Genomic DNA, 23,749 nt, shown 5'->3' with positions numbered 1-23,749 from the left:
GTACGAGCGGCTAGACTCTTCGTATTATGCGCATCCTTGTGACCGGCGGCGCCGGCTTCATCGGTTCAGAATTCGTCCGCCAGCAGCTCGGTGCAGACGCATCGGCCCAGATCACGGTCTTCGACAAGCTGACCTACTCGGGCGTCGAGGCCAACCTCGCCCCGGTCGCCGACCACCCCGGTTACAAGTTCGTCAAGGGCGACATCTGCGACGCCGAGGCCGTCGACCAGGTGATGCCCGGGCACGACGTGGTGGTGCACTTCGCCGCCGAGTCCCACGTGGACCGTTCGATCGCCGGTGCCGGCCCCTTCGTGATGACCAACGTCGTGGGCACGCAGGTGCTGCTCGACGCCGCCCGCAAGCACGGCGTCGGCCGCTTCGTCCACATCTCCACCGACGAGGTGTACGGCTCGATCACCGAGGGCTCCTGGACCGAGGAGTGGCCGCTGGTGCCGAACTCCCCGTACTCCGCCTCCAAGGCCTCGTCCGACCTGCTGGCCCTGGCCTACGCCCGGACGCACGGCATGGACGTCGTCGTCACGCGCTGCTCCAACAACTACGGGCACTACCAGTTCCCGGAGAAGGTCATCCCGCTGTTCGTCTCGAACCTGATGGACGGCAAGAAGGTCCCGCTGTACGGCAACGGCGGCAACGTCCGCGACTGGCTGCACGTCTCCGACCACTGCCGCGGCATCGACCTGGCCATGCGCAAGGGCCGCGCCGGCGAGGTCTACAACATCGGCGGCGGTACCGAGCTCACCAACAAGGAGCTCACCGGCGTGCTGCTCGAAGCGGCGGGCCTCGGCTGGGACATGGTCGAGCAGGTCGAGGACCGCAAGGGCCACGACCTCCGCTACTCCATCGACATCAGCAAGATCGGCTCGGAGCTCGGCTACGCCCCGCAGGTCACCTTCGAGGACGGCATCGCCGCCACGATCGAGTGGTACCGCGAGAACCGCGCCTGGTGGGAGCCGCTCAAGGTGAAGGCGGCCCTGCAGAAGTGAGCGCGAACCCGCGAGCCGGGCGCTGGCTCGTCACCGGCGCCGCCGGGATGCTCGGCCAGGACGTCCTGGCCGTCCTGAAGGACGCCGGGATCGAGGCCGTGGGCCTGCGCCGCGCCGACCTCGACATCACCGACCCGGCCGCCGTCCGCGCGGCGGTCGAGGGCGTCACCGTGGTCGTGAACTGCGCCGCGTGGACCGACGTCGACGGCGCCGAGACCGCCGAGGACGCCGCCACCGCCGTCAACGGAACCGGCGTGCGCGTCCTCGCCGAGGCCTGCGCCGCCGCCCGCGTACGGCTGCTGCACGTCTCCACCGACTACGTGCTCCCCGGCGACGCCACGGAGCCGTACCGCGAGGACGCCCCGACCGGCCCGCTCAACGCGTACGGCCGTTCCAAGCTGATCGGCGAGCAGGCCGTCGCCGAACTGCTGCCGCAGGACGGGTACGTCGTGCGGACCGCGTGGCTGTACGGCGAGCACGGGCCGAACTTCGTGGCCACCATGCTCAAGCTGGCCGCCCAGCGCGAGACCCTCGACGTCGTCGACGACCAGCACGGCCAGCCCACCTGGTCGAACGCGCTGGCCCGGCGCCTGGTCGAGCTGGGTCTCGCCGCGCTGAACGGCACGGCCGCGGGCGGGGTCTACCACGGCACCGCGAGCGGCCGGACCACCTGGATGGGGCTGGCCCGCGAGGCGTACCGGCTGAGCGGGCTCGACCCGGAGCGCATCCGGCCGACCACCTCCGCCGCGTTCGTACGCCCCGCCGCCCGCCCCGCGTTCAGCGTGCTCGGGCACGAGGCCTGGGAGGAAGGGGCGGGGCTGGCCCCGCTCCCCGACTGGCGCGAGCAGCTCGCCCAGGCCCTGGCCACCCCCGCGTTCACCGCTCTGGCCGCCGCGGCCAGGAACGGAAGTACGGGATGAAGTCCCTGCTGAGCAGGCTCACCGCGGCGCTGCCGCCGGGCACCGTCGCGGTGGCCGGCGGCACTGTCGTGCTCGGTGCGGCCTCCTACGTCCACCTGGGCGTGGCCGGGCACAGCCTGAACACGGACGCCATGGCGAACGTCTCGGTGCTGTGGACGATCGTCATGGCGCTCGGCCTCGGGATCTTCTTCCCCATCGAGCAGGAGCTCACCCGGATCGTCGCCGCCCGCGTGGTGCACGGCCAGGGGGCTGCCCCCGTGCTGCGCCGGGCCACGCTGCTGACCTCCGGCATCCTCGGCGCGACCCTGCTCGTCCTCGCGCTGGGTGCGGGCCCGATCGCGGACCTGCTGTTCCGCGGCGACCGCGCTCTGGTGGCGGCCCTCGGCGGCGCGTTCACCGGCATGGCCGTCTGCTACCTGACCCGCGGGGTGCTGGCCGGTCTCGGCCGGTTCGGCGCGTACGGTACGCAACTCGCCGTCGACGGCGGGCTGCGCATCGCCCTCGCATTCGGCTGCGCGCTCGCCGGGCTGCACTCGGCGCTCGCCTTCAGCCTGGTCCTGGCCGTCGCGCCGATCGCCGCGACGCTGGTCACCCTGCCGTCGCTGCTGCGCGCCGTGGAGCCCGGCGAGGAGATCGCCTGGCGGGAACTGACCGCCGGACTCGGCCTGCTGATCTGCTCGACCCTGCTGTCCCAGGTCGTCGTCAACGCCGCGGTGATGAGCACGAAGCTGCTCGCCCCCACCGACAGCGTGCTCATCGCGGCCCTGCTCAACGCGCTGGTCCTGGCCCGGGTGCCGCTGTTCGTCTTCGGCTCGCTCCAGGCCTCGCTGCTCGGCGGCCTCACCGCCGCCTACACCGCCGGCGACCGGGCGGCGTTCTCCGCGATGCTGCGCCGGATCGGCGTGGTCGTGGGGGCGCTCGGGCTGCTCGGCGGCGTGCCCGCGACCGTGCTCGGCCCCTGGCTGATCAAGGTCCTGTTCGACGCGGGTCCCGTACTGGGCCGTCTCGACTTCTTCCTTTTGTCCGCCGGCACCGTTGCGTACATGTTCGCGATGGTCCTCGGTCAGGCGCTGATGGTATTCAAGCGGCACAACCTGCAACTGCTCTGCTGGGCCGCCGGCACCGTCGTCCTGACCGGTGTCACCTTCGCACCGGGCGAAGTGGCCCTGCGCGTCATCCTGGCCTACGCTCTCGGATCCCTCGCCACGGTGCTCGGTATGCTGGCGGTGCTGAGGCTGAGGTTCCCCGGAGCGGCTCCGGGCGCGACCGAAGGACCCGGGCACAAGGTCGCCGCAAGCCCACTGGGCGCCGGGGCGGGCGGAGAGTGACCATGCCGGCTTCCCGTTCCGACGTCCCACCGATCACCGCGCACGCGCACGTGCCACATTCCGCTGGAGCTACCGTGTCCCAATACGACGACGTCTGGCTGGTCATCCCGGCCTACAACGAGGGCCAGGTGATCGCCGATGTGGTCGAGGGAGCGCGCAAGACCTTCCCGAACATAGTCGTCGTCGACGACGGCAGCTCCGACAACTCGGCCGAGCACATCGCGACGACCGGCGCCCACCTGGTGCGCCACCCCGTCAACCTCGGCCAGGGCGCCGCCCTCCAGACCGGCCTCAAGTACGCCCTCTCGCAGCCCGGTGCCCGCTACTTCGCGACGTTCGACGCGGACGGCCAGCACCAGACGCACGACGTCGAGAAGATGGTCCGGGTACTGCGCGACGACGAGGCCGACGTGGTCCTCGGCTCGCGCTTCATCGAGCAGAACGGCCAAGTGCCGTGGATCAAGCGCGTGGTGCTGCGCACGGCCGCGACGGTCAGCCCGACCGCCCGCAAGCTGAAGCTCACCGACTCGCACAACGGCCTGCGCGTGCTCAGCCGCAAGGCCGCCGAGCAGCTGAACATCACCATGAACGGGATGGCGCACGCGTCGGAGATCGTCGGCTTCCTCGCCGGTTCCGGCCTGCGCGTCACCGAGGTCCCGGTGGACATCCTCTACACCGAGTACTCGCGCGCCAAGGGTCAGTCCCTGATCAACGGCGTCAACATCATCTTTGACATCACGATGCGGGAGCGAAGCCGCTGATGAAGTACTTCTGGATCCAGCTGCTGCTCATCGCGGGCTCGGTGTCGATGGCCCTCATGTTCATACGGACGTGGGGCCAGGCCAAGAACCGCGCCTGGAAGCGCATCGCGTTCTCCCTGTTCGTCATCGTCAACGTGTACGCGGTGCTCCGCCCCACGGACGTCACGTGGGTCGCGCACCAGCTCGGCGTCGGCCGCGGCACCGACCTCGTGCTGTACGTCATGGTGCTGGCGATGGGCTTCCTGACCCTCAACACCTTCCTGCGCTTCCGCTCGTTGGAGAAGAAGCTCACCGACCTGGCCCGTACGGTGGCCCTGGCCGAGGGCGCCCGCCACAACGACGCGCGCCTCGGCGCGACCACCGCCGTCGTCGTGACGGAGGTCGTCGTCGCCGAGCCGCAGCCCGAGCCCGCCGACGCCGACTCCGACTCCGTGAAGGCCTGACGTCCCGTGGTGACCTTCGACTTCATGCTCCCCTACTACGGGGACGTGCAGCTGATGCAGGACGCCGTCCGCAGCGTCCTGGCCCAGACGGACCCGGACTTCCGCCTCGTCGTCATCGACGACGGCAAGGAGCCGGACGTCCCGGGCTGGTTCGAGGCCCTCGGCGACGACCGGGTGCACTACACCCGCAACGAGCAGAACCTCGGCATCACCAAGAACTTCCAGAAGTGCGTACGGCTCTCCGAAGCCGACCACGTCGTCATCATGGGCTGCGACGACCTGCTCCACCCGCACTACCTGGAGACCGTCCGCGGCCTCATAGCCGACAACCCGGGCATCGGCATGGTCCAGCCCGGCGTCGAGGTGATCGACGGCTCCGGTCAGGTCGCGTACGGGCTCGCCGACCAGACCAAGCGGCGGCTGTACGCGCCGCAGGTCAAGGGCCGGCGCCTGATGGGCGGCGAGGAGCTCGCCACCAGCGTGCTGCGCGGGAACTGGCTGTACTTCCCGTCGATCTGCTGGCGCGGCGAGGCCCTGCGCGGGGTCAACTTCCGCGACGAGTACTCGGTCATCCAGGACCTGGCCCTGGTGGTCGACCTCCTCGAACTCGGCGAGCAGATGGTGATCGACGAGTCCACCACCGTGTTCCAGTACCGCCGCCACGCGGTCAGCGAGTCCTCGGTGCAGGCCTTCTCCGGCACCCGGTTCACCGAGGCCGAGCGGTACTTCTCCGCCGTGGCCGACCGCATGGACGCGCGGGGCTGGCCCAAGGCCGCGCGCGCCGCGCGCTTCCACAGCGCCTCCCGCTTCCACGCCATCACCATGCTCCCCGGCGCCCTGCTCCGCGGCCACCGCGAGGGCGTCCGTACGCTTGCCAAGCACGCCTTCACCGCGGGCCAGCGCGCCGACTGACCCCGGAGCACCCCCAGACAGCGGCCGACGGGCCCCGCCCCGCGGTGCCACCCGCGACGGAATTGGACTGAGATGACACACCTGGCCCCCGAGGTCGTCGGATCATCCGGCACGGCGCACAGCCGGACCGGTACCGGGACCCCGGACGCCGGAGCGGTCTCCTCCCCTTCGGCGGCCCGCCGCCCCTGGACGTCCCGGCGCCGCGTGCTCGCGGTCGCCGAGGGCGTCGTCAGCATCACGGCGGCCCTCGGCTACATGCTGCTGAGCCGGCGCATCGACGTGAACCCGATCGTGCGCCTCGGCCAGGTCAGCGGCCTCGCCACGCTCCAGCTGTACGCCGCGGTGATCGGACTGCCGCTGCTCGGGCTGCTGCTGTACACCGCCCACCGGGGCTCGGTCCGGCGCCACCAGCTGGTCAAGCGCCTGGTCTGCGCCGCCCTGGCCGGCCTGGCGACGGGGGTGATCGCCGGAGGCATCGTCGTCGCCCTGAACGGCACGCCCCACCCGCTCGGCGGCCAGGAGGGCGACCCGGGCGTACTGATCGACATGGCCAACTCGTTCCTGCACCACGAGGGGATGTCGGGCATCTATCCGCCCGCCTTCCCGGCCCTCATGGCCCTCTGGGCGAAGATCCGCTACAACGGCCGCGGCGAGACCGGCTTCGCCCTGCACGACCTCCAGATCTTCTTCACCGCCGTGGCCGGCCCGATGGCCTACCTGGCCTGGCGGATACTGCTGCGGCCCTTCTGGGCGCTGCTGATCGCGGTTCCCGCCGCGGTGCTCTTCCTCGACCCGATCCGCCCGTACAGCCACATCGTCATGATCGTGCTGCTGCCGCTGCTCGGGTACTGGCTGCGCGAGATGCGCCTGGCCGGCCGGCGCGGAACGCGGCACCTGCTGGTGCGCGGTCTCGTCCTCGGCCTGACCTTCGGCGCGCTGTTCCTCTGGTACTCCGGCTGGTACATCTGGGCCGCGCCGGGCGCGCTCGTCGCCGCGCTGTGCTTCTTCCCGTGGCGCCAGGGCGCGGCCACCGTCAAGAAGGCGGCCCTGTACATAGGGGTCACGCTGCTGTCGGCCGGGATCGTCGGCGCACCGCTGCTGTACCAGATGGTCCGGCTGGGCGCGGACAACCCCGACCGCTACGCCTTCCTCGCCGTGTACGCCGACCCCGGCTACGTGCTCGGCTGGGTCTCGGACCGGTCCGGGACCCTCACCTACCAGACCTGGCCGGTGGCCGGGGAGATGGCCGGCCAGAGCGGGTTCGCCCTGCTGCTGCTGTTCGCGGTGGGCCTCGGCCTCGGCCTCGGGATGCGCAACATCATGGTGCGCACGGCGGCGGCGGTCCTGGCCGGCGCCTGGCTCGCCCGGTTCTGGTTCGCCGGGCACATGGCCCAGGACCGGGCCATCCAGCTCTACCCGCGCACCACGTGGATCATCATGTACTGCCTGATGATCCTGGCGGTGCTCGGCATGATGGCGGTCGTCAACCGGGGCACCGGGTGGATCGAGCGCACACTGCGCCCGGGCGGCGCCGGCGCGGCTTCCGCTTCCGCTTCCGGTTCCGCTTCGGGGGCCGGGCTCGCCCGGGTCGTGCCGGCGCGGGTGGTCCGCCAGCTCGCCGCGGGCATGGTGTGCGTGGTCGCCCTGTTCGGGGCCATGGGCGCGTCCTGGTCGGTCAACCGGTACATGCCCTCGTCCGACGTCGACTCGATGGGCATCGACGCGTACCGCGCCCACGTCATCAAGCAGCGGGACGGCAGCTGCCCGCGCTTCTCGCCCCGCGCGACCTGCTGGGACATCGAGAAGGACGACTGGAAGCCGGGTCCCATCCAGAACTTCATCTGGTGCGCCGGCATCGTGGCCGACGACTGGCCCACCGTCTGCGGCATGGAGGCGCCCAAGCGCGTGCGCTCGCGGGCGGACATCGAGCGCGACGCCGAGGCCGACCGCAAGGCCCGCCAGGAAGCGGCCCAGAAGGAGAAGGACGCCCAGAAGAGGTGACGGCGCGGCGGCCCGGTCGCCCCGGGCCGCCCTCCCCGACGTTCTCCTGACGGCCCCGGCGGTACGAACTGTCAGAACCGACCAGTAGCATCCGCCCCAACAGTCGTGTCACCTTGCACGAGCCACAGGGGTGGGGAACAAACGTGAGACTGAGTCGTGTGCGCGGTACCGCACTGGCGGCCGCGCTCGGCGCCGCAGCGGTGCTGGGCATTCAGGGAATGGCCGGGGGAGCCGAACTGACGGCGGCCCCGGGGGGTGAGGGGGCGGCGAAGGCGTACAGCGCCGACGCCAAGGAGACCGGACCGGTCGAGGGCGAGCTGCACAAGCTGGCCCTCCAGCCCCAGGGCGCCGGCGAGGCCGTGCTCTCCCGACAGGAAACGCAGCCCTTCGGCCTGCTGGGAGTGTCCTGGACGGACCCCGCGGCCGAGGTGAAGGGGACCATCGAGGCGCGCGCCCGCGACGCGAAGACCGGCGCGTGGTCGAAGTGGATCGCCCTCGACCCGGTCAAGCCGGGGATGGACGGCGTACGGCCCGGCGCGCACGGCTCCACGGAGCCCGTCTGGGTCGGCGCCTCGAACGGCGCTGAGGTGCGGATCAGCGGCGGCGGCGCACTGCCCGCCGGACTGGAGCTGAACCTGGTGGACCCGGGCGGCTCGGCCGCGCAGGCGAAGCAGGGCGGCCAGAAGAAGAACGCCGCTCACGAGAGCGGCGCCGCGCGGACGGGCGCCCTGAACGCGGCCCCGGCCGCCTCCGCCACCACCACCGTCGACCCCGGCCCGGCCTCCACCGCGCCCCAGCCGGCCGTGGTCTCGCGCGCCGCGTGGGGAGCCGACGAGTCGCTGAACAACGAGGGCCCGCTCTACCAGACCAGCGGCAAGATCAAGGCGGTCTTCGTCCACCACACCGCCGACACCCAGCCGTACGACTGCTCGCAGTCGGCGGCGATCGTCCGCGGCATCCACGTCTACCACGTGAAGACCAACGGGTGGCGCGACCTCGGCTACAACTTCCTCGTCGACAAGTGCGGCACGATCTTCGAGGGCCGCCAGGGCGGTATCGACCAGGCGATCATCGGCGCGCACACCTTCGGCTGGAACACCGATACGGAGGGCATCGCCGTCCTCGGTGACTACAACGCCGGCGGCGCTTCGGCGGCCGCCCAGGACGCCGTCTCCCGTATCGCGGCGTACAAGCTGGGCCAGTACGACGGCGACATGAACGGCACCACCACGCTGACCGCGGGCGCCGCGCAGACCAACTTCTTCGGCACCCAGTTCGAGGTCGGCAAGCAGTACCAGTTCAAGACGGTCTCGGGCCACCGGGACGGCTTCAACACCGAGTGCCCGGGCAACCAGCTCTACGCGCAGCTCGGCGCGCTGCGCACCTCCGGTCCCGCCGCGCAGCTCAAGGTGGGCACCGTGAACGGCGTGCCCGTCCAGCCGGGCGTCGACGCCACCTCAGACGGCGTCCTGACCGTCGGCTGGTCGACCAGCACGGCCAGCGACCGCATCGGCTCGTTCGAGGTCCTGGTCGACGGGGTCCCGGCGGCGACGGTCTCCGGTACGGCCCGCACGGCCACCTCGATCGTCACCAGCGGCACCCACCAGGTCCAGGTCAAGGCGAACGCGGTCAACGGCAAGACCTCCACCTCCCTGCCCGTCAAGGTCGTCTCGGAGGTGACGCCGGCCAAGTTCACCCCGGTCACCCCGAAGCGGCTGATGGACACCCGTGCGGGCCTGGGCGTGCCGCAGGGCAAGGTGGGCGCCGGCGGCGTCGTCACCCTGCCGGTCGCCGGTACGAACGGCGTCCCCGCGGCCGGTGTGACCGCCGTGGTCCTGAACGTGACCGCGACCAACCCCACCGAGCCGAGCTACGTGTCGGTGTTCCCCAGCGGTACGACGCGTACGAGCGCCTCGAACCTGAACTTCACGCCCGGGCAGACGATCGCGAACCTGGTGGTCGTCCCGGTGGTGGACGGGAAGGTCAGTTTCTTCAACAACCAGGGCACCGTGGACCTGATCGCGGACATCACGGGTTACTTCACCTCGGCCGGCGAGGGCGCGACGCACACGAACATCGGTCCGAAGCGGCTGATGGACACCCGTGCGGGCCTGGGCGTGCCGCAGGGCAAGGTGGGCGCCGGCGGCGTCGTCACCCTGCCGGTCGCCGGTACGAACGGCATTCCGGCGACGGGTGTGACCGCGGTGGTCCTGAACGTGACGGCGACCAACCCGACGGAGCCCAGCTTCGTGTCGGTCTACCCGAGCGGTACGACGCGTACGAGCGCCTCGAACCTGAACTTCACCCCCGGCCTGACCATCCCGAACCTGGTCGTGGTCCCGGTGGTGGACGGGAAGGTGAGCTTCTTCAACAACCAGGGCACCGTGGACCTGATCGCGGACATCACGGGCTACTTCACCTCGGCCGGTGACGGCGCCTCGCACACGAACATCGGTCCGAAGCGGCTGATGGACACCCGTGCGGGCCTGGGCGTGCCGCAGGGCAAGGTGGGCGCCGGCGGCGTCGTCACCCTGCCGGTGGCCGGTACGAACGGGATCCCGGCGACGGGTGTGACCGCGGTGGTCCTGAACGTGACGGCGACCAACCCCACGGAGCCCAGCTTCGTGTCGGTGTTCCCCAGCGGTACGACGCGTACGAGCGCCTCGAACCTGAACTTCACGCCCGGGCAGACGATCCCGAACCTGGTGGTCGTCCCGGTGGTGGACGGGAAGGTCAGTTTCTTCAACAACCAGGGGACCGTGGACCTGATCGCGGACATCACGGGTTACTTCAGCAAGTAGCAGCAACGTTTCGGCGGGCCCCCAGGACGCGGTCCTGGGGGCCCGTGACTTTTCAGGGGCGGGACATGGCGAAGAACAGCAGCGACGACAACGACGAGGGCACACCGGCCGTCTCCGACGAGGAGTGGGCCCGGTTCCTGGAGCAGGCCCAGGCGGGCGCGGGCGGGGCCCCGCAGGAACCCTCGGCCCGGGCCCGGATGGTCACCGCCCGGCTGCGGGACGAGTCCGCCCAGCCGCCCGGCTGGCGCACCGGCCCGGCCTGGCAGGAGATGCAAGGGCGGGGGAGGGGCAAGCGGCGGCTCAAGGCCGCGGCGGCGGTCGTCTTCATCGCCGCCCTCGCACTGATCGCCGTACGCCCGGAACTGGTCATCGACCGGGTCACCGGCAAGGCCGAGCGGGATCACAAGGCCCGTGAGCCGCTGGCCGCCGAGACCGCGCGGCCCAGCGCCCCGCCCGCGGCCGTCGACCCGGACCGGCCGACCCTCAAGGAGCCCTTCAAGGGCTCCCCGGCCCTCCAGTGGGCCGACGGGGCGGCCGGGATCGAGGTACCGGAGGCCCAGGCCGCCGGCGGCATGAGCAAGGAGCAGGTCGCCGACGCGCTGGAGAAGGCCAAGCAGTTCCTGGTCTCCGCCAACCTGGACCCGGCGACCCTGCGCGGGGAGCGGCCCGCGGCGGCGCTGGACCTGCTCGACCCGAAGCTCAAGGACGAGCTGGACCGGGTGGAGGGCACGCTGACGGCCCCCTCGAAGGAGAACGACCCGCTGCACCTGTTCACGCGGGTCAAGCCGGCCGAACTGAAGCCGGTGGGCGAGGTGGTCAAGGTGCGCGGCCGGATGTGGGTGGAGCCCGGCAAGGAGGCCGGCCAGGCCAACGTGCTGGCCGACTACACCTTCGTCTACCCGTTCGTGAAGGCGAAGCCGGGCGCAGAGGAGGTCGAGCGCACCATCGTGCGGCGCGAGATCACCTTCTCGGTCGCCGACCCGCGCAAGTGGCAGGCCACCGCCGGCAAGCTCTGGCTGGAGAAGTACAACGTCGACCTCGCCAACAGCGCCTGCGACGTGTACGACGGATTCCTGCACCCCACGTTCGCCGACGACGCCCGGAGCGGCCCCGCGCCCTCCGGGACGCCCGTGGACCCGTACGACCGCAGCAGGACCCTGGACTCCGGTGGTCCGGAGGGCTGCGGGAGCCTGTCGCGCACCTGAGGCCCGTGGGGCGGCCCGGGCACACCCCAAGGGGGGCCCGGGCCGTTCCCGTGCGTGGCGCGGTTTGACCACTCACCGGGGAGGGGTATTCTCTTCGGCCCGATTGGCGCAGTACGTGTCTTGTATGGCAGACTACTCAAGTTGCTCGGCTGAGTGCCGATGCTGCGCGCCTCCCGCCGGGAGGACCGGAAGCGAGTCCCACAGTACTCGTCGCCTTTATCTGCCTTTCGGGGCAGCAATGGGGCGGACGTACGGGAATCTTCTGGGAAGCGTCAGCACGGTGCCTGCCAGGCGCTCGGTGGGTGTTTCTCCCCCGAACCGCGGTCCTGGGACCGCACCCCCTTGGACGAGGGAATTTCCGTATGGGAATTTTCTGTAGAGGGAGTGCGACACGCCCGACCGCGTGGGTCGGAGAGAAACGGTGGAGAGATCCACAGCCGACCGAGAGCCAGAGCGTTTCCACAACAGACAGGACTACGGAGTAGCCATGGCGGGACAGAAGATCCGCATCCGGCTCAAGGCCTACGACCACGAGGTCATCGACTCCTCGGCGAAGAAGATCGTCGAGACGGTGACCCGCACTGGTGCGTCGGTCGCAGGCCCGGTGCCGCTGCCCACTGAGAAGAACGTGTACTGCGTCATCAAGTCGCCGCACAAGTACAAGGACTCGCGCGAGCACTTCGAGATGCGCACGCACAAGCGCCTGATCGACATCCTCGACCCGACGCCCAAGACCGTTGACTCGCTGATGCGCCTGGACCTTCCGGCCGGCGTTGACATCGAGATCAAGCTCTGAGAGGCGTCGAGAAGATGGCAAAGCAGATCAAGGGCGTCCTGGGCGAGAAGCTCGGCATGACCCAGGTCTGGGACGAGAACAACCGTGTCGTCCCGGTGACCGTCGTCAAGGCCGGGCCCTGCGTCGTTACCCAGGTCCGTACGAACGACATCGACGGCTACGAGTCGGTCCAGATCGCCTTCGGCGAGATCGACCCGCGCAAGGTGAACAAGCCCCTCAAGGGCCACTTCGCCAAGGCCGACGTGACCCCCCGCCGCCACCTGGTGGAGCTCCGCACCTCCGACGCCAGCGAGTACACGCTCGGCCAGGAGATCACTGCTGAGGTGTTCGAGTCCGGCGTCAAGGTTGACGTCACGGGCAACAGCAAGGGCAAGGGCTTCGCCGGTGTCATGAAGCGGCACAACTTCCGGGGCCTCGGCGCCGGTCACGGTGTGCAGCGCAAGCACCGCTCCCCCGGTTCGATCGGTGGCTGCGCCACCCCTGGGCGTGTCTTCAAGGGCATGCGCATGGCTGGTCGTATGGGCAACGAGCGCGTCACCACCCAGAACCTGACCATCCACGCGGTAGACGCGGAGAAGGGTCTGCTCCTCATCAAGGGCGCAGTCCCCGGTCCGAACGGCGGCCTCGTCCTGGTCCGTACCGCGGCCAAGGGGGCTTGAGGTTAATGAGCACCATTGACATCCTTTCGCCGGCAGGCGACAAGGCCGGTACCGTCGAGCTCCCCGCGGAGATCTTCGACGCGAAGACCAGCGTTCCGCTGATCCACCAGGTCGTCGTCGCTCAGCTGGCTGCTGCCCGTCAGGGCACGCACAAGACGAAGACCCGTGGCGAAGTCCGTGGTGGTGGCAAGAAGCCTTACCGCCAGAAGGGCACCGGCCGCGCCCGTCAGGGTTCGACCCGCGCTCCGCAGTTCGCCGGCGGTGGCGTCGTCCACGGCCCGCAGCCGCGTGACTACTCGCAGCGGACCCCCAAGAAGATGAAGGTCGCCGCCCTCCGCGGTGCCCTGTCGGACCGTGCGCGTCACTCCCGCATCCACGTCGTCACCGGCGTGGTCGAGGGTGCCGCCTCCACGAAGGCCGCCAAGACGCTGTTCGGCAAGATCTCGGAGCGCAAGAACCTGCTCCTGGTCGTCGAGCGTGCCGACGAGGCCGCGTGGCTGTCCGCCCGCAACCTGCCCCAGGTTCACATCCTGGAGCCGGGCCAGCTGAACACGTACGACGTGATCGTCTCTGACGACGTGGTCTTCACCCAGGCCGCGCTGGAGTCCTTCGTGTCTGGCCCCAAGGCCGACGAGACCGAAGGGAGCGACGCCTGATGTCTGAGGCGACCGTTACCAGCAAGACCTTCACTGACCCGCGCGACCTGCTGATCAAGCCGGTTGTCTCGGAGAAGAGCTACGCGCTGCTGGACGAGAACAAGTACACGTTCATCGTCGCGCCCGGCGCCAACAAGACCCAGATCAAGCAGGCCGTCGAGGCGGTCTTCTCGGTCAAGGTCACCGGGGTCAACACGATCAACCGTCAGGGTAAGCGCAAGCGCACCAAGACCGGTTTCGGCAAGCGCGCTGACACCAAGCGCGCCATCGTGACCCTCGCTGAGGGCGACCGTATCGACATCTTCGGCGGCCAGGCCTCCTAACGGAGGTCTAGTCGTCCGGAATCGGACGAGGACTGAGAAATGGGTATCCGCAAGTACAAGCCGACGACCCCGGGCCGTCGTGGCTCCAGCGTCGCCGACTTTGTCGAGATCACGCGGTCCACGCCGGAGAAGTCGCTGGTTCGCCCGCTGCACAGCAAGGGCGGCCGTAACAACACCGGTCGGATCACCGTTCGCCACCAGGGTGGTGGACACAAGCGCGCCTACCGCGTGATCGACTTCCGTCGTCACGACAAGGACGGCGTGCCGGCCAAGGTCGCGCACATCGAGTACGACCCCAACCGCACCGCGCGCATCGCGCTCCTGCACTACGCGGACGGCGAGAAGCGCTACATCATCGCTCCCCGCGGTCTGAACCAGGGCGACCGGATTGAGAACGGCCCCACGGCCGACATCAAGCCCGGCAACAACCTGGCCCTCCGCAACATCCCGGTCGGTACCACGATCCACGCGATCGAGCTCCGTCCCGGTGGTGGCGCCAAGTTCGCCCGCTCCGCGGGTGCCTCCGTGCAGCTGCTGGCGAAGGAGGGCACGATGGCCCACCTTCGTATGCCGTCCGGTGAGATCCGCCTGGTCGACGCGCGCTGCCGCGCGACGGTCGGCGAGGTCGGCAACGCCGAGCAGTCGAACATCAACTGGGGCAAGGCCGGCCGTATGCGCTGGAAGGGCGTTCGCCCGTCCGTCCGCGGTGTCGCGATGAACCCGGTTGACCACCCGCACGGTGGTGGTGAGGGCAAGACCAGTGGTGGTCGCCACCCGGTCTCCCCGTGGGGTCAGAAGGAGGGTCGTACTCGCTCGCCGAAGAAGGCTTCGAGCAAGTACATCGTCCGCCGCCGCAAGACGAACAAGAAGCGCTAGGAGCGGGTTTAGATGCCGCGCAGTCTCAAGAAGGGACCCTTCGTCGACGGACACCTCGTGAAGAAGGTGGACGCTCAGAACGAAGCTGGTACCAAGAACGTCATCAAGACCTGGTCCCGTCGCTCGATGATCATCCCGGCCATGCTGGGTCACACCATCGCGGTGCACAACGGCAAGACCCACGTCCCGGTGTTCGTCACCGAGTCGATGGTCGGCCACAAGCTCGGCGAGTTCTCGCCGACTCGCACCTTCCGCGGCCACGTCAAGGACGACCGGAAGTCGAAGCGCCGCTAAAGGCGGGGTGGTAACGACTATGACTTACACCGAAGGGACAACCATGGAAGCCAGGGCCCAGGCGCGGTACATCCGCGTCACGCCCATGAAGGCCCGCCGCGTGGTGGACCTTATCCGTGGCATGGATGCCACGGAGGCTCAGGCGGTCCTGCGTTTCGCCCCGCAGGCCGCGAGCGTGCCGGTCGGCAAGGTGCTGGACAGCGCCATTGCCAACGCCGCACACAACTACAACCACCCGGACGCCTCCACGCTGGTCATCAGCGAGGCGTACGTGGACGAGGGCCCGACCCTGAAGCGGTTCCGTCCGCGTGCCCAGGGCCGTGCCTACCGGATCCGCAAGCGGACCAGCCACATCACCGTGGTCGTCAGCAGCAAGGAAGGTTCCCGGTAATGGGCCAGAAGGTAAACCCGCACGGGTTCCGGCTCGGCATCACCACCGACTTCAAGTCGCGTTGGTACGCCGACAAGCTGTACAAGGACTACGTCAAGGAAGACGTCGCCATCCGTCGGATGATGACGTCCGGCATGGAGCGCGCCGGCATCTCGAAGGTTGAGATCGAGCGCACCCGTGACCGCGTGCGTGTGGACATCCACACCGCTCGTCCGGGCATCGTCATCGGCCGCCGTGGCGCCGAGGCCGACCGCATCCGCGGTGACCTCGAGAAGCTCACGGGCAAGCAGGTCCAGCTGAACATCCTCGAGGTCAAGAACCCCGAGCTCGACGCTCAGCTGGTTGCCCAGGCCGTTGCCGAGCAGCTCTCCTCCCGCGTCTCCTTCCGTCGTGCCATGCGCAAGAGCATGCAGGGCACGATGAAGGCCGGCGCCAAGGGCATCAAGATCCAGTGTGGCGGTCGCCTCGGCGGCGCCGAGATGTCCCGCTCCGAGTTCTACCGCGAGGGTCGTGTGCCGCTGCACACGCTGCGCGCGAACGTGGACTACGGCTTCTTCGAGGCCAAGACCACCTTCGGCCGTATCGGTGTGAAGGTCTGGATCTACAAGGGCGACGTCAAGAACATCGCCGAGGTTCGCGCCGAGAACGCTGCGGCCCGTGCGGGTAACCGCCCGGCCCGTGGTGCCGGCGCTGGCGACCGTCCCGCCGGCCGTGGTGGCCGTGGTGGCGAGCGCGGCGGCCGTGGTGGCCGCAAGCCGCAGCAGGCTGCTGGTGCCGAGGCCCCCAAGGCCGACGCTCCCGCCGCCGCTCCGGCTGAGAGCACCGGAACGGAGGCCTGACCGACATGCTGATCCCTCGTAGGGTCAAGCACCGCAAGCAGCACCACCCGAAGCGCCGCGGTATGGCCAAGGGCGGTACTGAGGTCTCGTTCGGCGAGTACGGCATCCAGGCGCTCACCCCCGCCTACGTGACGAACCGCCAGATCGAGGCGGCTCGTATCGCGATGACCCGCCACATCAAGCGTGGCGGCAAGGTCTGGATCAACATCTACCCGGACCGTCCGCTGACGAAGAAGCCTGCCGAGACCCGCATGGGTTCCGGTAAGGGTTCTCCCGAGTGGTGGATCGCGAACGTGCACCCGGGCCGGGTCATGTTCGAGCTGTCCTACCCGAACGAGAAGATTGCTCGTGAGGCGCTCACCCGCGCTGCTCACAAGCTTCCGATGAAGTGCCGGATTGTTCGGCGCGAGGCAGGTGAGTCGTGATGGCGACGGGAACCAAGGCGTCCGAGCTGCGTGAGCTCGGCAACGAGGAGCTCGTTGGCAAGCTGCGCGAGGCCAAGGAGGAGCTGTTCAAGCTCCGCTTCCAGGCGGCCACGGGTCAGCTGGAGAACAACGGCCGGCTCAAGTCCGTCCGTAAGGACATCGCTCGCATCTACACCCTGATGCACGAGCGTGAGCTCGGTATCGAGACGGTGGAGAGCGCCTGATGAGCGAGAAGAACGTGACTGAGACGAACGAGCGCGGCTTCCGCAAGACCCGTGAGGGTCTCGTCGTCAGCGACAAGATGGACAAGACCGTCGTCGTCGCCGTCGAGGACCGCGTCAAGCACGCGCTGTACGGCAAGGTCATCCGCCGTACGAACAAGCTCAAGGCTCACGACGAGCAGAACGCTGCCGGCGTCGGCGACCGCGTCCTCATCATGGAGACGCGTCCGCTGTCGGCGAGCAAGCGCTGGCGCATCGTCGAGATCCTCGAGAAGGCCAAGTAATCACCTGAGGGGTTTCCCTCAGGTCAGTTCCGCCAGGCTCGGTGGGGGCCTCGCTCCTCGGAGTGAAGCCCCCGCCGGGAACCGGCAGACAAACAGGAGATAGACGTGATCCAGCAGGAGTCGCGACTGCGTGTCGCCGACAACACTGGTGCCAAGGAGATCCTTTGCATCCGTGTTCTCGGTGGCTCCGGTCGCCGCTACGCGGGCATCGGTGACGTCATCGTCGCCACCGTCAAGGACGCGATCCCCGGTGGCAACGTGAAGAAGGGTGACGTCGTCAAGGCGGTCATCGTTCGCACCGTCAAGGAGCGCCGCCGCCAGGACGGCTCGTACATCCGCTTCGACGAGAACGCCGCTGTCATTCTCAAGAACGACGGCGACCCTCGTGGCACCCGTATCTTCGGCCCCGTGGGCCGTGAGCTGCGCGAGAAGAAGTTCATGAAGATCATCTCGCTCGCGCCGGAGGTGCTGTAAGCATGAAGATCAAGAAGGGCGACCTGGTCCAGGTCATCACCGGTAAGGACAAGGGCAAGCAGGGCAAGGTCATCGCGGCCATGCCCAGCGAGAACCGCGTCCTCGTCGAGGGTGTCAACCGGGTCAAGAAGCACACCAAGGCCGGTCAGACCGCTGGTGGTTCGCAGACCGGTGGCATCGTGATCACCGAGGCGCCGATCCACGTCAGCAACGTTCAGCTGGTTGTGGAGAAGGACGGCCAGAAGGTCGTTACCCGCGTCGGTTTCCGCTTCGACGACGAGGGCAACAAGATCCGCGTTGCCAAGCGGACGGGTGAGGACATCTGATGGCTACCACTCCGCGTCTCAAGACGAAGTACCGCGAGGACATCGCGGGCAAGCTGCGTGAGGAGTTCTCCTACGAGAACGTCATGCAGATCCCCGGTCTCGTGAAGATCGTGGTCAACATGGGTGTGGGCGACGCCGCCCGCGACTCCAAGCTGATCGACGGCGCCATCCGCGACCTGACGACGATCACCGGTCAGAAGCCGGCCGTCACGAAGGCCCGCAAGTCCATCGCGCAGTTCAAGCTGCGTGAGGGTCAGCCGATCGGCTGCCACGTCACCCTCCGTGGTGACCGCATGTGGGAGTTCCTGGACCGTACGCTGTCGCTCGCGCTGCCGCGTATCCGTGACTTCCGTGGTCTGTCGCCGAAGCAGTTCGACGGCCGTGGCAACTACACCTTCGGTCTCACGGAGCAGGTCATGTTCCACGAGATCGACCAGGACAAGATCGACCGTACCCGGGGTATGGACATCACCGTGGTCACCACGGCGACCAACGACGACGAGGGCCGTGCCCTCCTTCGTCACCTCGGCTTCCCCTTCAAGGAGGCGTAAGCGAGATGGCGAAGAAGGCTCTCATCGCGAAGGCTGCCCGCAAGCCCAAGTTCGGTGTACGCGCGTACACCCGCTGCCAGCGCTGCGGTCGTCCCCACTCCGTGTACCGCAAGTTCGGCCTGTGCCGCGTCTGCCTTCGTGAGATGGCTCACCGTGGCGAGCTGCCGGGCGTGACCAAGAGCTCCTGGTAATTCGCCCTCGTCCGCAAGGACTTGGGGAGTACCAGGCACTCTCGGTAAGCATCTGGTCGGTGGGTGCCCTGCTCCGCATGCCGTAGGCTTGTGGGGTTGGGCGTCCGCCGTCCATAACGACTTACTACGCCGTAGGTCCCCGCACCGCACCCGTCCCGCCACTGAGTGGGGAGAGGGATGGCGCATACAGGAAACCCCGGCGAGAGAGGCCGAAGGCCACTTCATGACCATGACTGACCCGATCGCAGACATGCTGACCCGTCTGCGTAACGCTAACTCGGCGTACCACGACACTGTCGTGATGCCGCACAGCAAGATCAAGTCGCACATCGCGGAGATCCTCAAGCAGGAGGGTTTCATCACCGGCTGGAAGGTCGAGGACGCCGAGGTCGGCAAGAACCTCGTCCTCGAGCTGAAGTTCGGGCCGAACCGTGAGCGCTCCATCGCGGGCATCAAGCGGATCTCGAAGCCCGGTCTGCGCGTGTACGCAAAGTCCACCAACCTGCCGAAGGTGCTCGGCGGCCTGGGCGTGGCGATCATCTCCACGTCCCACGGTCTCCTCACCGGCCAGCAGGCAGGCAAGAAGGGCGTAGGTGGGGAAGTCCTCGCCTACGTCTGGTAGTCGGGAACGGAGGAAAAGCAATGTCGCGAATCGGCAAGCTCCCCATCCAGGTTCCCGCCGGTGTGGACGTCACCATCGATGGCCGCACGGTCGCGGTGAAGGGCCCCAAGGGTCTCCTCTCGCACACCGTCGCCGCGCCGATCGAGATCGTCAAGGGTGAGGACGGCGTTCTGAACGTCACCCGCCCCAACGACGAGCGTCAGAACAAGGCCCTGCACGGCCTGTCCCGCACGCTGGTGGCGAACATGATCACCGGTGTGACCACGGGGTACGTCAAGGCTCTCGAGATCAGCGGTGTCGGTTACCGCGTCGCCGCGAAGGGCTCCGCTCTGGAGTTCCAGCTTGGTTACAGCCACCCGATCCTGATCGAGGCGCCCGAGGGCATCTCCTTCAAGGTCGAGTCGCCCACCAAGTTCTCGGTCGAGGGCATCGACAAGCAGAAGGTCGGCGAGGTCGCCGCCAACATCCGCAAGCTGCGGAAGCCCGACCCGTACAAGGCCAAGGGTGTCAAGTACGCCGGCGAAGTCATCCGCCGCAAGGTCGGAAAGGCTGGTAAGTAGCCATGGCATACGGTGTGAAGATCGCCAAGGGCGACGCGTACAAGCGCGCTGCCAAGGCTCGCCGCCACATCCGCATCCGCAAGAACGTCTCGGGTACGGCGGAGCGTCCGCGCCTCGTCGTGACGCGTTCCAACCGCAACATCGTTGCTCAGGTCATCGACGACCTCCAGGGTCACACCCTGGCGTCCGCGTCGACCCTGGACGCTTCGATCCGCGGTGGCGAAGGCGACAAGAGCTCGCAGGCCCAGGCTGTCGGCGCGCTCGTCGCCGAGCGTGCCAAGGCCGCGGGTGTCGAGACCGTCGTGTTCGACCGCGGTGGCAACCGATACGCCGGGCGCATTGCCGCTCTGGCTGACGCCGCCCGCGAAGCCGGGCTGAAGTTCTAAGCCCCGGTTCCGGGACTCACGGACGTAACAGAGAGAGGTAATCCAATGGCTGGACCCCAGCGCCGCGGAAGCGGTGCCGGTGGCGGCGAGCGGCGGGACCGGAAGGGTCGCGACGGTGGCCCTGCCGCCGAGAAGACCGCTTACGTTGAGCGCGTTGTCGCGATCAACCGCGTCGCCAAGGTTGTCAAGGGTGGTCGCCGCTTCAGCTTCACCGCGCTGGTCGTGGTGGGCGACGGTGACGGCACTGTAGGTGTCGGTTACGGCAAGGCCAAGGAAGTTCCCGCGGCCATCGCCAAGGGTGTCGAGGAAGCCAAGAAGAACTTCTTCAAGGTTCCGCGCATCCAGGGCACCATCCCGCACCCGATCCAGGGCGAGAAGGCGGCCGGCGTTGTCCTGCTGAAGCCTGCTTCCCCCGGTACCGGTGTTATCGCCGGTGGCCCGGTGCGCGCCGTTCTGGAGTGCGCCGGCGTTCACGACATCCTGTCGAAGTCGCTCGGCTCCGACAACGCGATCAACATCGTGCACGCGACCGTGGAGGCCCTCAAGGGCCTGCAGCGTCCCGAGGAGATCGCGGCTCGCCGCGGTCTGCCCCTTGAGGACGTCGCTCCCGCGGCTCTGCTCCGTGCGCGTGCGGGGGCGGGTGTCTAATGGCTCGCCTCAAGATCACGCAGACGAAGTCGTACATCGGTAGCAAGCAGAACCACCGCGACACGCTGCGTTCGCTCGGGCTCAAGCGCCTGAACGACGTGGTCGTCAAGGAGGACCGCCCCGAGTTCCGCGGAATGGTTCACACCGTCCGCCACCTCGTGACGGTTGAGGAGGTTGACTAATCATGGCTGAGAACAGCCCGCTGAAGGCCCACAACCTCCGTCCCGCCCCCGGCGCCAAGACCGCGAAGACCCGTGTCGGTCGTGGTGAGGCGTCGAAGGGTAAGACGGCCGGTCGTGGTACGAAGGGCCAGAAGGCCCGTTACCAGATCCCGCAGCGCTTCGAGGGTGGGCAGATGCCCCTCCACATGCGTCTGCCGAAGCTCAAGGGCTTCAAGAACCCGTTCCGCACCGAGTTCCAGGTCGTCAACCTGGACAAGCTCGGCGCTCTCTACCCCGAGGGTGGAGAGGTCACGGTGGCCGACCTGGTCGCCAAGGGCGCGGTGCGCAAGAACAGCCTCGTCAAGGTCCTGGGCCAGGGCGAGATCTCCGTGGCGCTGACGGTTTCGGTTGACGCCGTTTCCGCCTCCGCCAAGGAGAAGATCGCCGCTGCCGGCGGCACCGTCACCGAGCTCGTCTAAGACGACCTTTGTGACAAATAGCGAGTAAAACCCGACCGGGGATGCCTCACATATGGGGCATCCCCGGTTGGTCGTTCCACGGGGGGCGCAGTCGCCGGTAAGGTGGCCTGCACCTTTGCTTGTACGTATTCGTCGATCCCTCAGACCGTCACCTCTGACGCAGTAGCGCGGGGGTCGCAGGAGGCACCGTGCTCACCGCGTTCGCCCGGGCGTTCAAGACGCCCGACCTGCGCAAGAAGCTGCTCTTCACGCTCGGCATCATCGTGCTGTTCCGGCTCGGGTCCCACATCCCGGTACCCGGCGTGAGCTACAAGAACGTTCAGATCTGTGTGGACCAGGCCGGGAGCAGCAACAGCCTCTTCGGTCTCGTCAACATGTTCAGCGGCGGTGCGCTGCTGCAGATCACGATCTTCGCGCTCGGCATCATGCCGTACATCACGGCGAGCATCATCCTGCAGCTGCTGACCGTGGTCATCCCGAAGCTGGAGAACCTCAAAAAAGAGGGTCAGTCCGGCACGGCGAAGATCACTCAGTACACGCGCTATCTGACGGTCGCACTCGCGATCCTGCAGGGCACCGGCCTCGTCGCCACCGCCCGCACTGGTGCCCTGTTCCAGGGTTGCCAGGTCGCCAGCCAGATCGTCCCGAACCGGTCGATCTTCACCACCATCGTCATGGTCATCACGATGACCGCCGGTACCTGCGTCGTCATGTGGCTCGGTGAGCTCGTGACCGACCGCGGCATCGGCAACGGCATGTCGATCCTGATGTTCATCTCGATCGCCGCCGGCTTCATCGGCGCCCTGTGGCAGATCAAGCTCCAGGGCAAGATCGCCGACGGCTGGGTCGAGTTCGGCGTGGTCATCCTCGTCGGCCTGGCCATGGTCGCGCTCGTGGTCTTCGTCGAGCAGGCGCAGCGACGGATTCCGGTCCAGTACGCGAAGCGCATGATCGGCCGCCGCGCGTACGGGGGCACCTCGACCTACATCCCGCTCAAGGTGAACCAGGCCGGTGTCATCCCGGTCATCTTCGCCTCGTCGCTGCTGTACATCCCGGCGCTGATCGTGCAGTTCAGCGGCTCGACCGCCGGCTGGGCCACCTGGATCCAGAAGCACTTCGTCAAGGGCGACCACCCGTACTACATCGCGGCCTACTTCCTCCTGATCGTCTTCTTCGCGTTCTTCTACGTGGCGATTTCTTTCAACCCCGAGGAAGTTGCAGACAACATGAAGAAGTATGGTGGGTTCATCCCGGGTATCCGTGCCGGTCGACCCACCGCCGAGTACCTGAGCTACGTGCTCAACCGGATCACCTGGCCGGGGTCGCTGTACCTGGGTCTCATCGCTCTTGTGCCGACGATGGCGTTGGCCGGCTTCGGAGCGAACCAGAACTTCCCGTTCGGCGGGACGAGCATCCTCATCATCGTGGGTGTGGGTCTGGAAACCGTGAAGCAGATCGAGAGCCAGCTCCAGCAGCGCAATTACGAAGGGTTCCTCCGCTGATGCGAATCGTCCTCGTCGGACCGCCCGGTGCGGGCAAGGGAACGCAGGCCGCGTTCCTTGCGAAGAACCTGTCGATCCCGCACATCTCCACGGGCGACCTCTTCCGGGCCAACATCAGCCAGAACACCGAGCTGGGCCAGCGCGCGAAGGCGTTCATGGACGCCGGTGACCTCGTCCCCGACGAGATCACCATCGGCATGGCCAAGGACCGTATGGAGCAGCCGGACGCCGTGAACGGCTTCCTGCTGGACGGCTTCCCGCGCAACGTCTCCCAGGCGGAGGCGCTGGACGAGATGCTGCACGCCGCGAACATGAAGCTGGACGCCGTCCTCGACCTGGAGGTCGAGGAGGACGAGGTCGTCAAGCGCATCGCCGGCCGCCGGATCTGCCGCAACGACTCCGCCCACGTCTTCCACGTCGAGTACGCGGCGCCGAAGGTCGAGGGCGTCTGCGACACCTGCGGCGGCGAGCTCTACCAGCGCGACGACGACTCCGAGGCCACGGTCCGCAACCGCCTTGAGGTCTACCACACGCAGACCGAGCCGATCATCGACTACTACAAGGCTCAGGGCCTGCTGGTGACGATCCCCGCCCTCGGTGAGGTCGCGGAAGTCACGCAGCGTGCGATGGACGCGCTCAAGAAGTAGCAAGCCTTGTTGTGAGCAGTACGGCCGCGGTGTCCCCAGGACCCCGCGGCCGTACTGTTGAGA

At 68.1% G+C, this 23,749-nt stretch carries 32 protein-coding genes; all 32 read left to right on the top strand.

Annotation, left to right across the window (positions count from 1 at the left end):
- Positions 1-26: 26 nt before the first annotated feature.
- The 32 genes from rfbB to CP980_RS13720 all read left to right on the top strand — a co-directional run bounded on the left by rfbB (position 27) and on the right by CP980_RS13720 (position 23,686).
- Positions 27-1,004, top strand: coding sequence for a dTDP-glucose 4,6-dehydratase (rfbB, locus tag CP980_RS13880; RefSeq protein ID WP_099889938.1), 978 nt, complete (start codon positions 27-29; stop codon positions 1,002-1,004).
- Positions 1,001-1,924 carry a dTDP-4-dehydrorhamnose reductase gene (gene rfbD, locus CP980_RS13875; protein ID WP_150528283.1) on the top strand — a complete coding sequence of 308 codons (924 nt, stop codon included), beginning with the start codon at positions 1,001-1,003 and terminating at the stop codon, positions 1,922-1,924. The genes rfbB and rfbD overlap by 4 nt, the downstream gene beginning before the upstream one ends.
- Positions 1,921-3,252 (top strand): lipopolysaccharide biosynthesis protein, encoded by a 1,332-nt coding sequence (locus tag CP980_RS13870; RefSeq protein ID WP_189998908.1) that lies wholly within the window; start codon positions 1,921-1,923, stop codon positions 3,250-3,252. Before rfbD ends, CP980_RS13870 begins: the two co-directional genes overlap by 4 nt.
- A gap of 74 nt (positions 3,253-3,326) precedes the next feature.
- Positions 3,327-4,013, top strand: a complete 687-nt coding sequence (locus tag CP980_RS13865) for a glycosyltransferase family 2 protein (RefSeq protein WP_207917794.1) — start codon at positions 3,327-3,329, stop codon at positions 4,011-4,013.
- Positions 4,013-4,456, top strand: coding sequence for a DUF2304 domain-containing protein (locus CP980_RS13860; RefSeq protein WP_132759738.1), 444 nt, complete (start codon positions 4,013-4,015; stop codon positions 4,454-4,456). Before CP980_RS13865 ends, CP980_RS13860 begins: the two co-directional genes overlap by 1 nt.
- Before the next feature lie 6 nt (positions 4,457-4,462).
- Positions 4,463-5,368: a glycosyltransferase family 2 protein gene (locus tag CP980_RS13855; RefSeq protein ID WP_132759739.1), complete on the top strand. Its 906-nt coding sequence runs from the start codon at positions 4,463-4,465 to the stop codon at positions 5,366-5,368.
- A 72-nt stretch (positions 5,369-5,440) separates the two neighbouring features.
- Positions 5,441-7,369, top strand: coding sequence for a hypothetical protein (locus CP980_RS13850; protein ID WP_150528282.1), 1,929 nt, complete (start codon positions 5,441-5,443; stop codon positions 7,367-7,369).
- 158 nt (positions 7,370-7,527) lie between these two features.
- Entirely contained in the window at positions 7,528-10,170 is a 2,643-nt protein-coding gene (locus CP980_RS13845) for a peptidoglycan recognition protein family protein (RefSeq protein WP_150528281.1), read from the top strand.
- A gap of 65 nt (positions 10,171-10,235) precedes the next feature.
- Positions 10,236-11,375, top strand: coding sequence for a hypothetical protein (locus CP980_RS13840; protein WP_150528280.1), 1,140 nt, complete (start codon positions 10,236-10,238; stop codon positions 11,373-11,375).
- A gap of 487 nt (positions 11,376-11,862) precedes the next feature.
- On the top strand, positions 11,863-12,171 hold the full coding sequence (gene rpsJ / locus CP980_RS13835; protein ID WP_003948644.1) for a 30S ribosomal protein S10: 309 nt from the start codon (positions 11,863-11,865) through the stop codon (positions 12,169-12,171).
- 14 nt (positions 12,172-12,185) lie between these two features.
- Complete coding sequence (gene rplC / locus CP980_RS13830) at positions 12,186-12,830, top strand: 50S ribosomal protein L3 (RefSeq protein ID WP_007265899.1); 645 nt, start codon at positions 12,186-12,188, stop codon at positions 12,828-12,830.
- 5 nt (positions 12,831-12,835) lie between these two features.
- A complete protein-coding gene (gene rplD, locus CP980_RS13825) occupies positions 12,836-13,486 on the top strand; it encodes a 50S ribosomal protein L4 (protein WP_030026322.1) in 651 nt (216 codons plus the stop codon).
- Positions 13,486-13,809 carry a 50S ribosomal protein L23 gene (gene rplW, locus CP980_RS13820; RefSeq protein ID WP_030298212.1) on the top strand — a complete coding sequence of 108 codons (324 nt, stop codon included), beginning with the start codon at positions 13,486-13,488 and terminating at the stop codon, positions 13,807-13,809. The genes rplD and rplW overlap by 1 nt, the downstream gene beginning before the upstream one ends.
- Before the next feature lie 39 nt (positions 13,810-13,848).
- A complete protein-coding gene (rplB, locus tag CP980_RS13815; RefSeq protein WP_030154695.1) occupies positions 13,849-14,685 on the top strand; it encodes a 50S ribosomal protein L2 in 837 nt (278 codons plus the stop codon).
- A 12-nt stretch (positions 14,686-14,697) separates the two neighbouring features.
- Positions 14,698-14,979 (top strand): 30S ribosomal protein S19, encoded by a 282-nt coding sequence (gene rpsS / locus CP980_RS13810; protein WP_030154697.1) that lies wholly within the window; start codon positions 14,698-14,700, stop codon positions 14,977-14,979.
- 43 nt (positions 14,980-15,022) lie between these two features.
- Entirely contained in the window at positions 15,023-15,370 is a 348-nt protein-coding gene (rplV, locus tag CP980_RS13805) for a 50S ribosomal protein L22 (RefSeq protein WP_007265904.1), read from the top strand.
- Complete coding sequence (gene rpsC / locus CP980_RS13800) at positions 15,370-16,209, top strand: 30S ribosomal protein S3 (protein WP_007265905.1); 840 nt, start codon at positions 15,370-15,372, stop codon at positions 16,207-16,209. The genes rplV and rpsC overlap by 1 nt, the downstream gene beginning before the upstream one ends.
- Positions 16,210-16,214: 5 nt before the next feature.
- Complete coding sequence (gene rplP / locus CP980_RS13795; protein WP_030026326.1) at positions 16,215-16,634, top strand: 50S ribosomal protein L16; 420 nt, start codon at positions 16,215-16,217, stop codon at positions 16,632-16,634.
- The gene (gene rpmC, locus CP980_RS13790; protein ID WP_008739703.1) at positions 16,634-16,858 is read left to right on the top strand and encodes a 50S ribosomal protein L29; all 225 of its coding nucleotides are present in this window, start codon (positions 16,634-16,636) and stop codon (positions 16,856-16,858) included. The genes rplP and rpmC overlap by 1 nt, the downstream gene beginning before the upstream one ends.
- The gene (rpsQ, locus tag CP980_RS13785; RefSeq protein ID WP_030026328.1) at positions 16,858-17,139 is read left to right on the top strand and encodes a 30S ribosomal protein S17; all 282 of its coding nucleotides are present in this window, start codon (positions 16,858-16,860) and stop codon (positions 17,137-17,139) included. The genes rpmC and rpsQ overlap by 1 nt, the downstream gene beginning before the upstream one ends.
- A 105-nt stretch (positions 17,140-17,244) precedes the next feature.
- A complete protein-coding gene (gene rplN / locus CP980_RS13780) occupies positions 17,245-17,613 on the top strand; it encodes a 50S ribosomal protein L14 (protein WP_003956455.1) in 369 nt (122 codons plus the stop codon).
- 2 nt (positions 17,614-17,615) lie between these two features.
- Positions 17,616-17,939: a 50S ribosomal protein L24 gene (gene rplX / locus CP980_RS13775; protein WP_053687972.1), complete on the top strand. Its 324-nt coding sequence runs from the start codon at positions 17,616-17,618 to the stop codon at positions 17,937-17,939.
- Positions 17,939-18,490 (top strand): 50S ribosomal protein L5, encoded by a 552-nt coding sequence (gene rplE / locus CP980_RS13770; protein WP_030298216.1) that lies wholly within the window; start codon positions 17,939-17,941, stop codon positions 18,488-18,490. Before rplX ends, rplE begins: the two co-directional genes overlap by 1 nt.
- Before the next feature lie 5 nt (positions 18,491-18,495).
- Complete coding sequence (locus tag CP980_RS13765) at positions 18,496-18,681, top strand: type Z 30S ribosomal protein S14 (RefSeq protein ID WP_003956452.1); 186 nt, start codon at positions 18,496-18,498, stop codon at positions 18,679-18,681.
- Between the two features lie 223 nt (positions 18,682-18,904).
- Positions 18,905-19,303: a 30S ribosomal protein S8 gene (gene rpsH, locus CP980_RS13755; RefSeq protein WP_007265911.1), complete on the top strand. Its 399-nt coding sequence runs from the start codon at positions 18,905-18,907 to the stop codon at positions 19,301-19,303.
- Between the two features lie 20 nt (positions 19,304-19,323).
- Positions 19,324-19,863 (top strand): 50S ribosomal protein L6, encoded by a 540-nt coding sequence (rplF, locus tag CP980_RS13750; protein WP_030154703.1) that lies wholly within the window; start codon positions 19,324-19,326, stop codon positions 19,861-19,863.
- 2 nt (positions 19,864-19,865) lie between these two features.
- Positions 19,866-20,249: a 50S ribosomal protein L18 gene (rplR, locus tag CP980_RS13745; RefSeq protein ID WP_030008471.1), complete on the top strand. Its 384-nt coding sequence runs from the start codon at positions 19,866-19,868 to the stop codon at positions 20,247-20,249.
- A gap of 45 nt (positions 20,250-20,294) precedes the next feature.
- Entirely contained in the window at positions 20,295-20,897 is a 603-nt protein-coding gene (rpsE, locus tag CP980_RS13740) for a 30S ribosomal protein S5 (RefSeq protein ID WP_048476518.1), read from the top strand.
- Complete coding sequence (gene rpmD / locus CP980_RS13735) at positions 20,897-21,079, top strand: 50S ribosomal protein L30 (RefSeq protein WP_005313525.1); 183 nt, start codon at positions 20,897-20,899, stop codon at positions 21,077-21,079. The genes rpsE and rpmD overlap by 1 nt, the downstream gene beginning before the upstream one ends.
- A gap of 2 nt (positions 21,080-21,081) precedes the next feature.
- Positions 21,082-21,537 carry a 50S ribosomal protein L15 gene (rplO, locus tag CP980_RS13730; protein ID WP_030154704.1) on the top strand — a complete coding sequence of 152 codons (456 nt, stop codon included), beginning with the start codon at positions 21,082-21,084 and terminating at the stop codon, positions 21,535-21,537.
- Positions 21,538-21,725: 188 nt separating this feature from the next.
- Positions 21,726-23,039, top strand: coding sequence for a preprotein translocase subunit SecY (secY, locus tag CP980_RS13725; RefSeq protein WP_030154705.1), 1,314 nt, complete (start codon positions 21,726-21,728; stop codon positions 23,037-23,039).
- Positions 23,039-23,686, top strand: a complete 648-nt coding sequence (locus CP980_RS13720; protein ID WP_099889930.1) for an adenylate kinase — start codon at positions 23,039-23,041, stop codon at positions 23,684-23,686. The genes secY and CP980_RS13720 overlap by 1 nt, the downstream gene beginning before the upstream one ends.
- Positions 23,687-23,749: the final 63 nt, after the last annotated feature.

The organism is Streptomyces vinaceus, from assembly GCF_008704935.1.
Lineage (GTDB): Bacteria > Actinomycetota > Actinomycetes > Streptomycetales > Streptomycetaceae > Streptomyces > Streptomyces vinaceus.
This window is presented reverse-complemented; position numbering and strand designations above follow the sequence as displayed.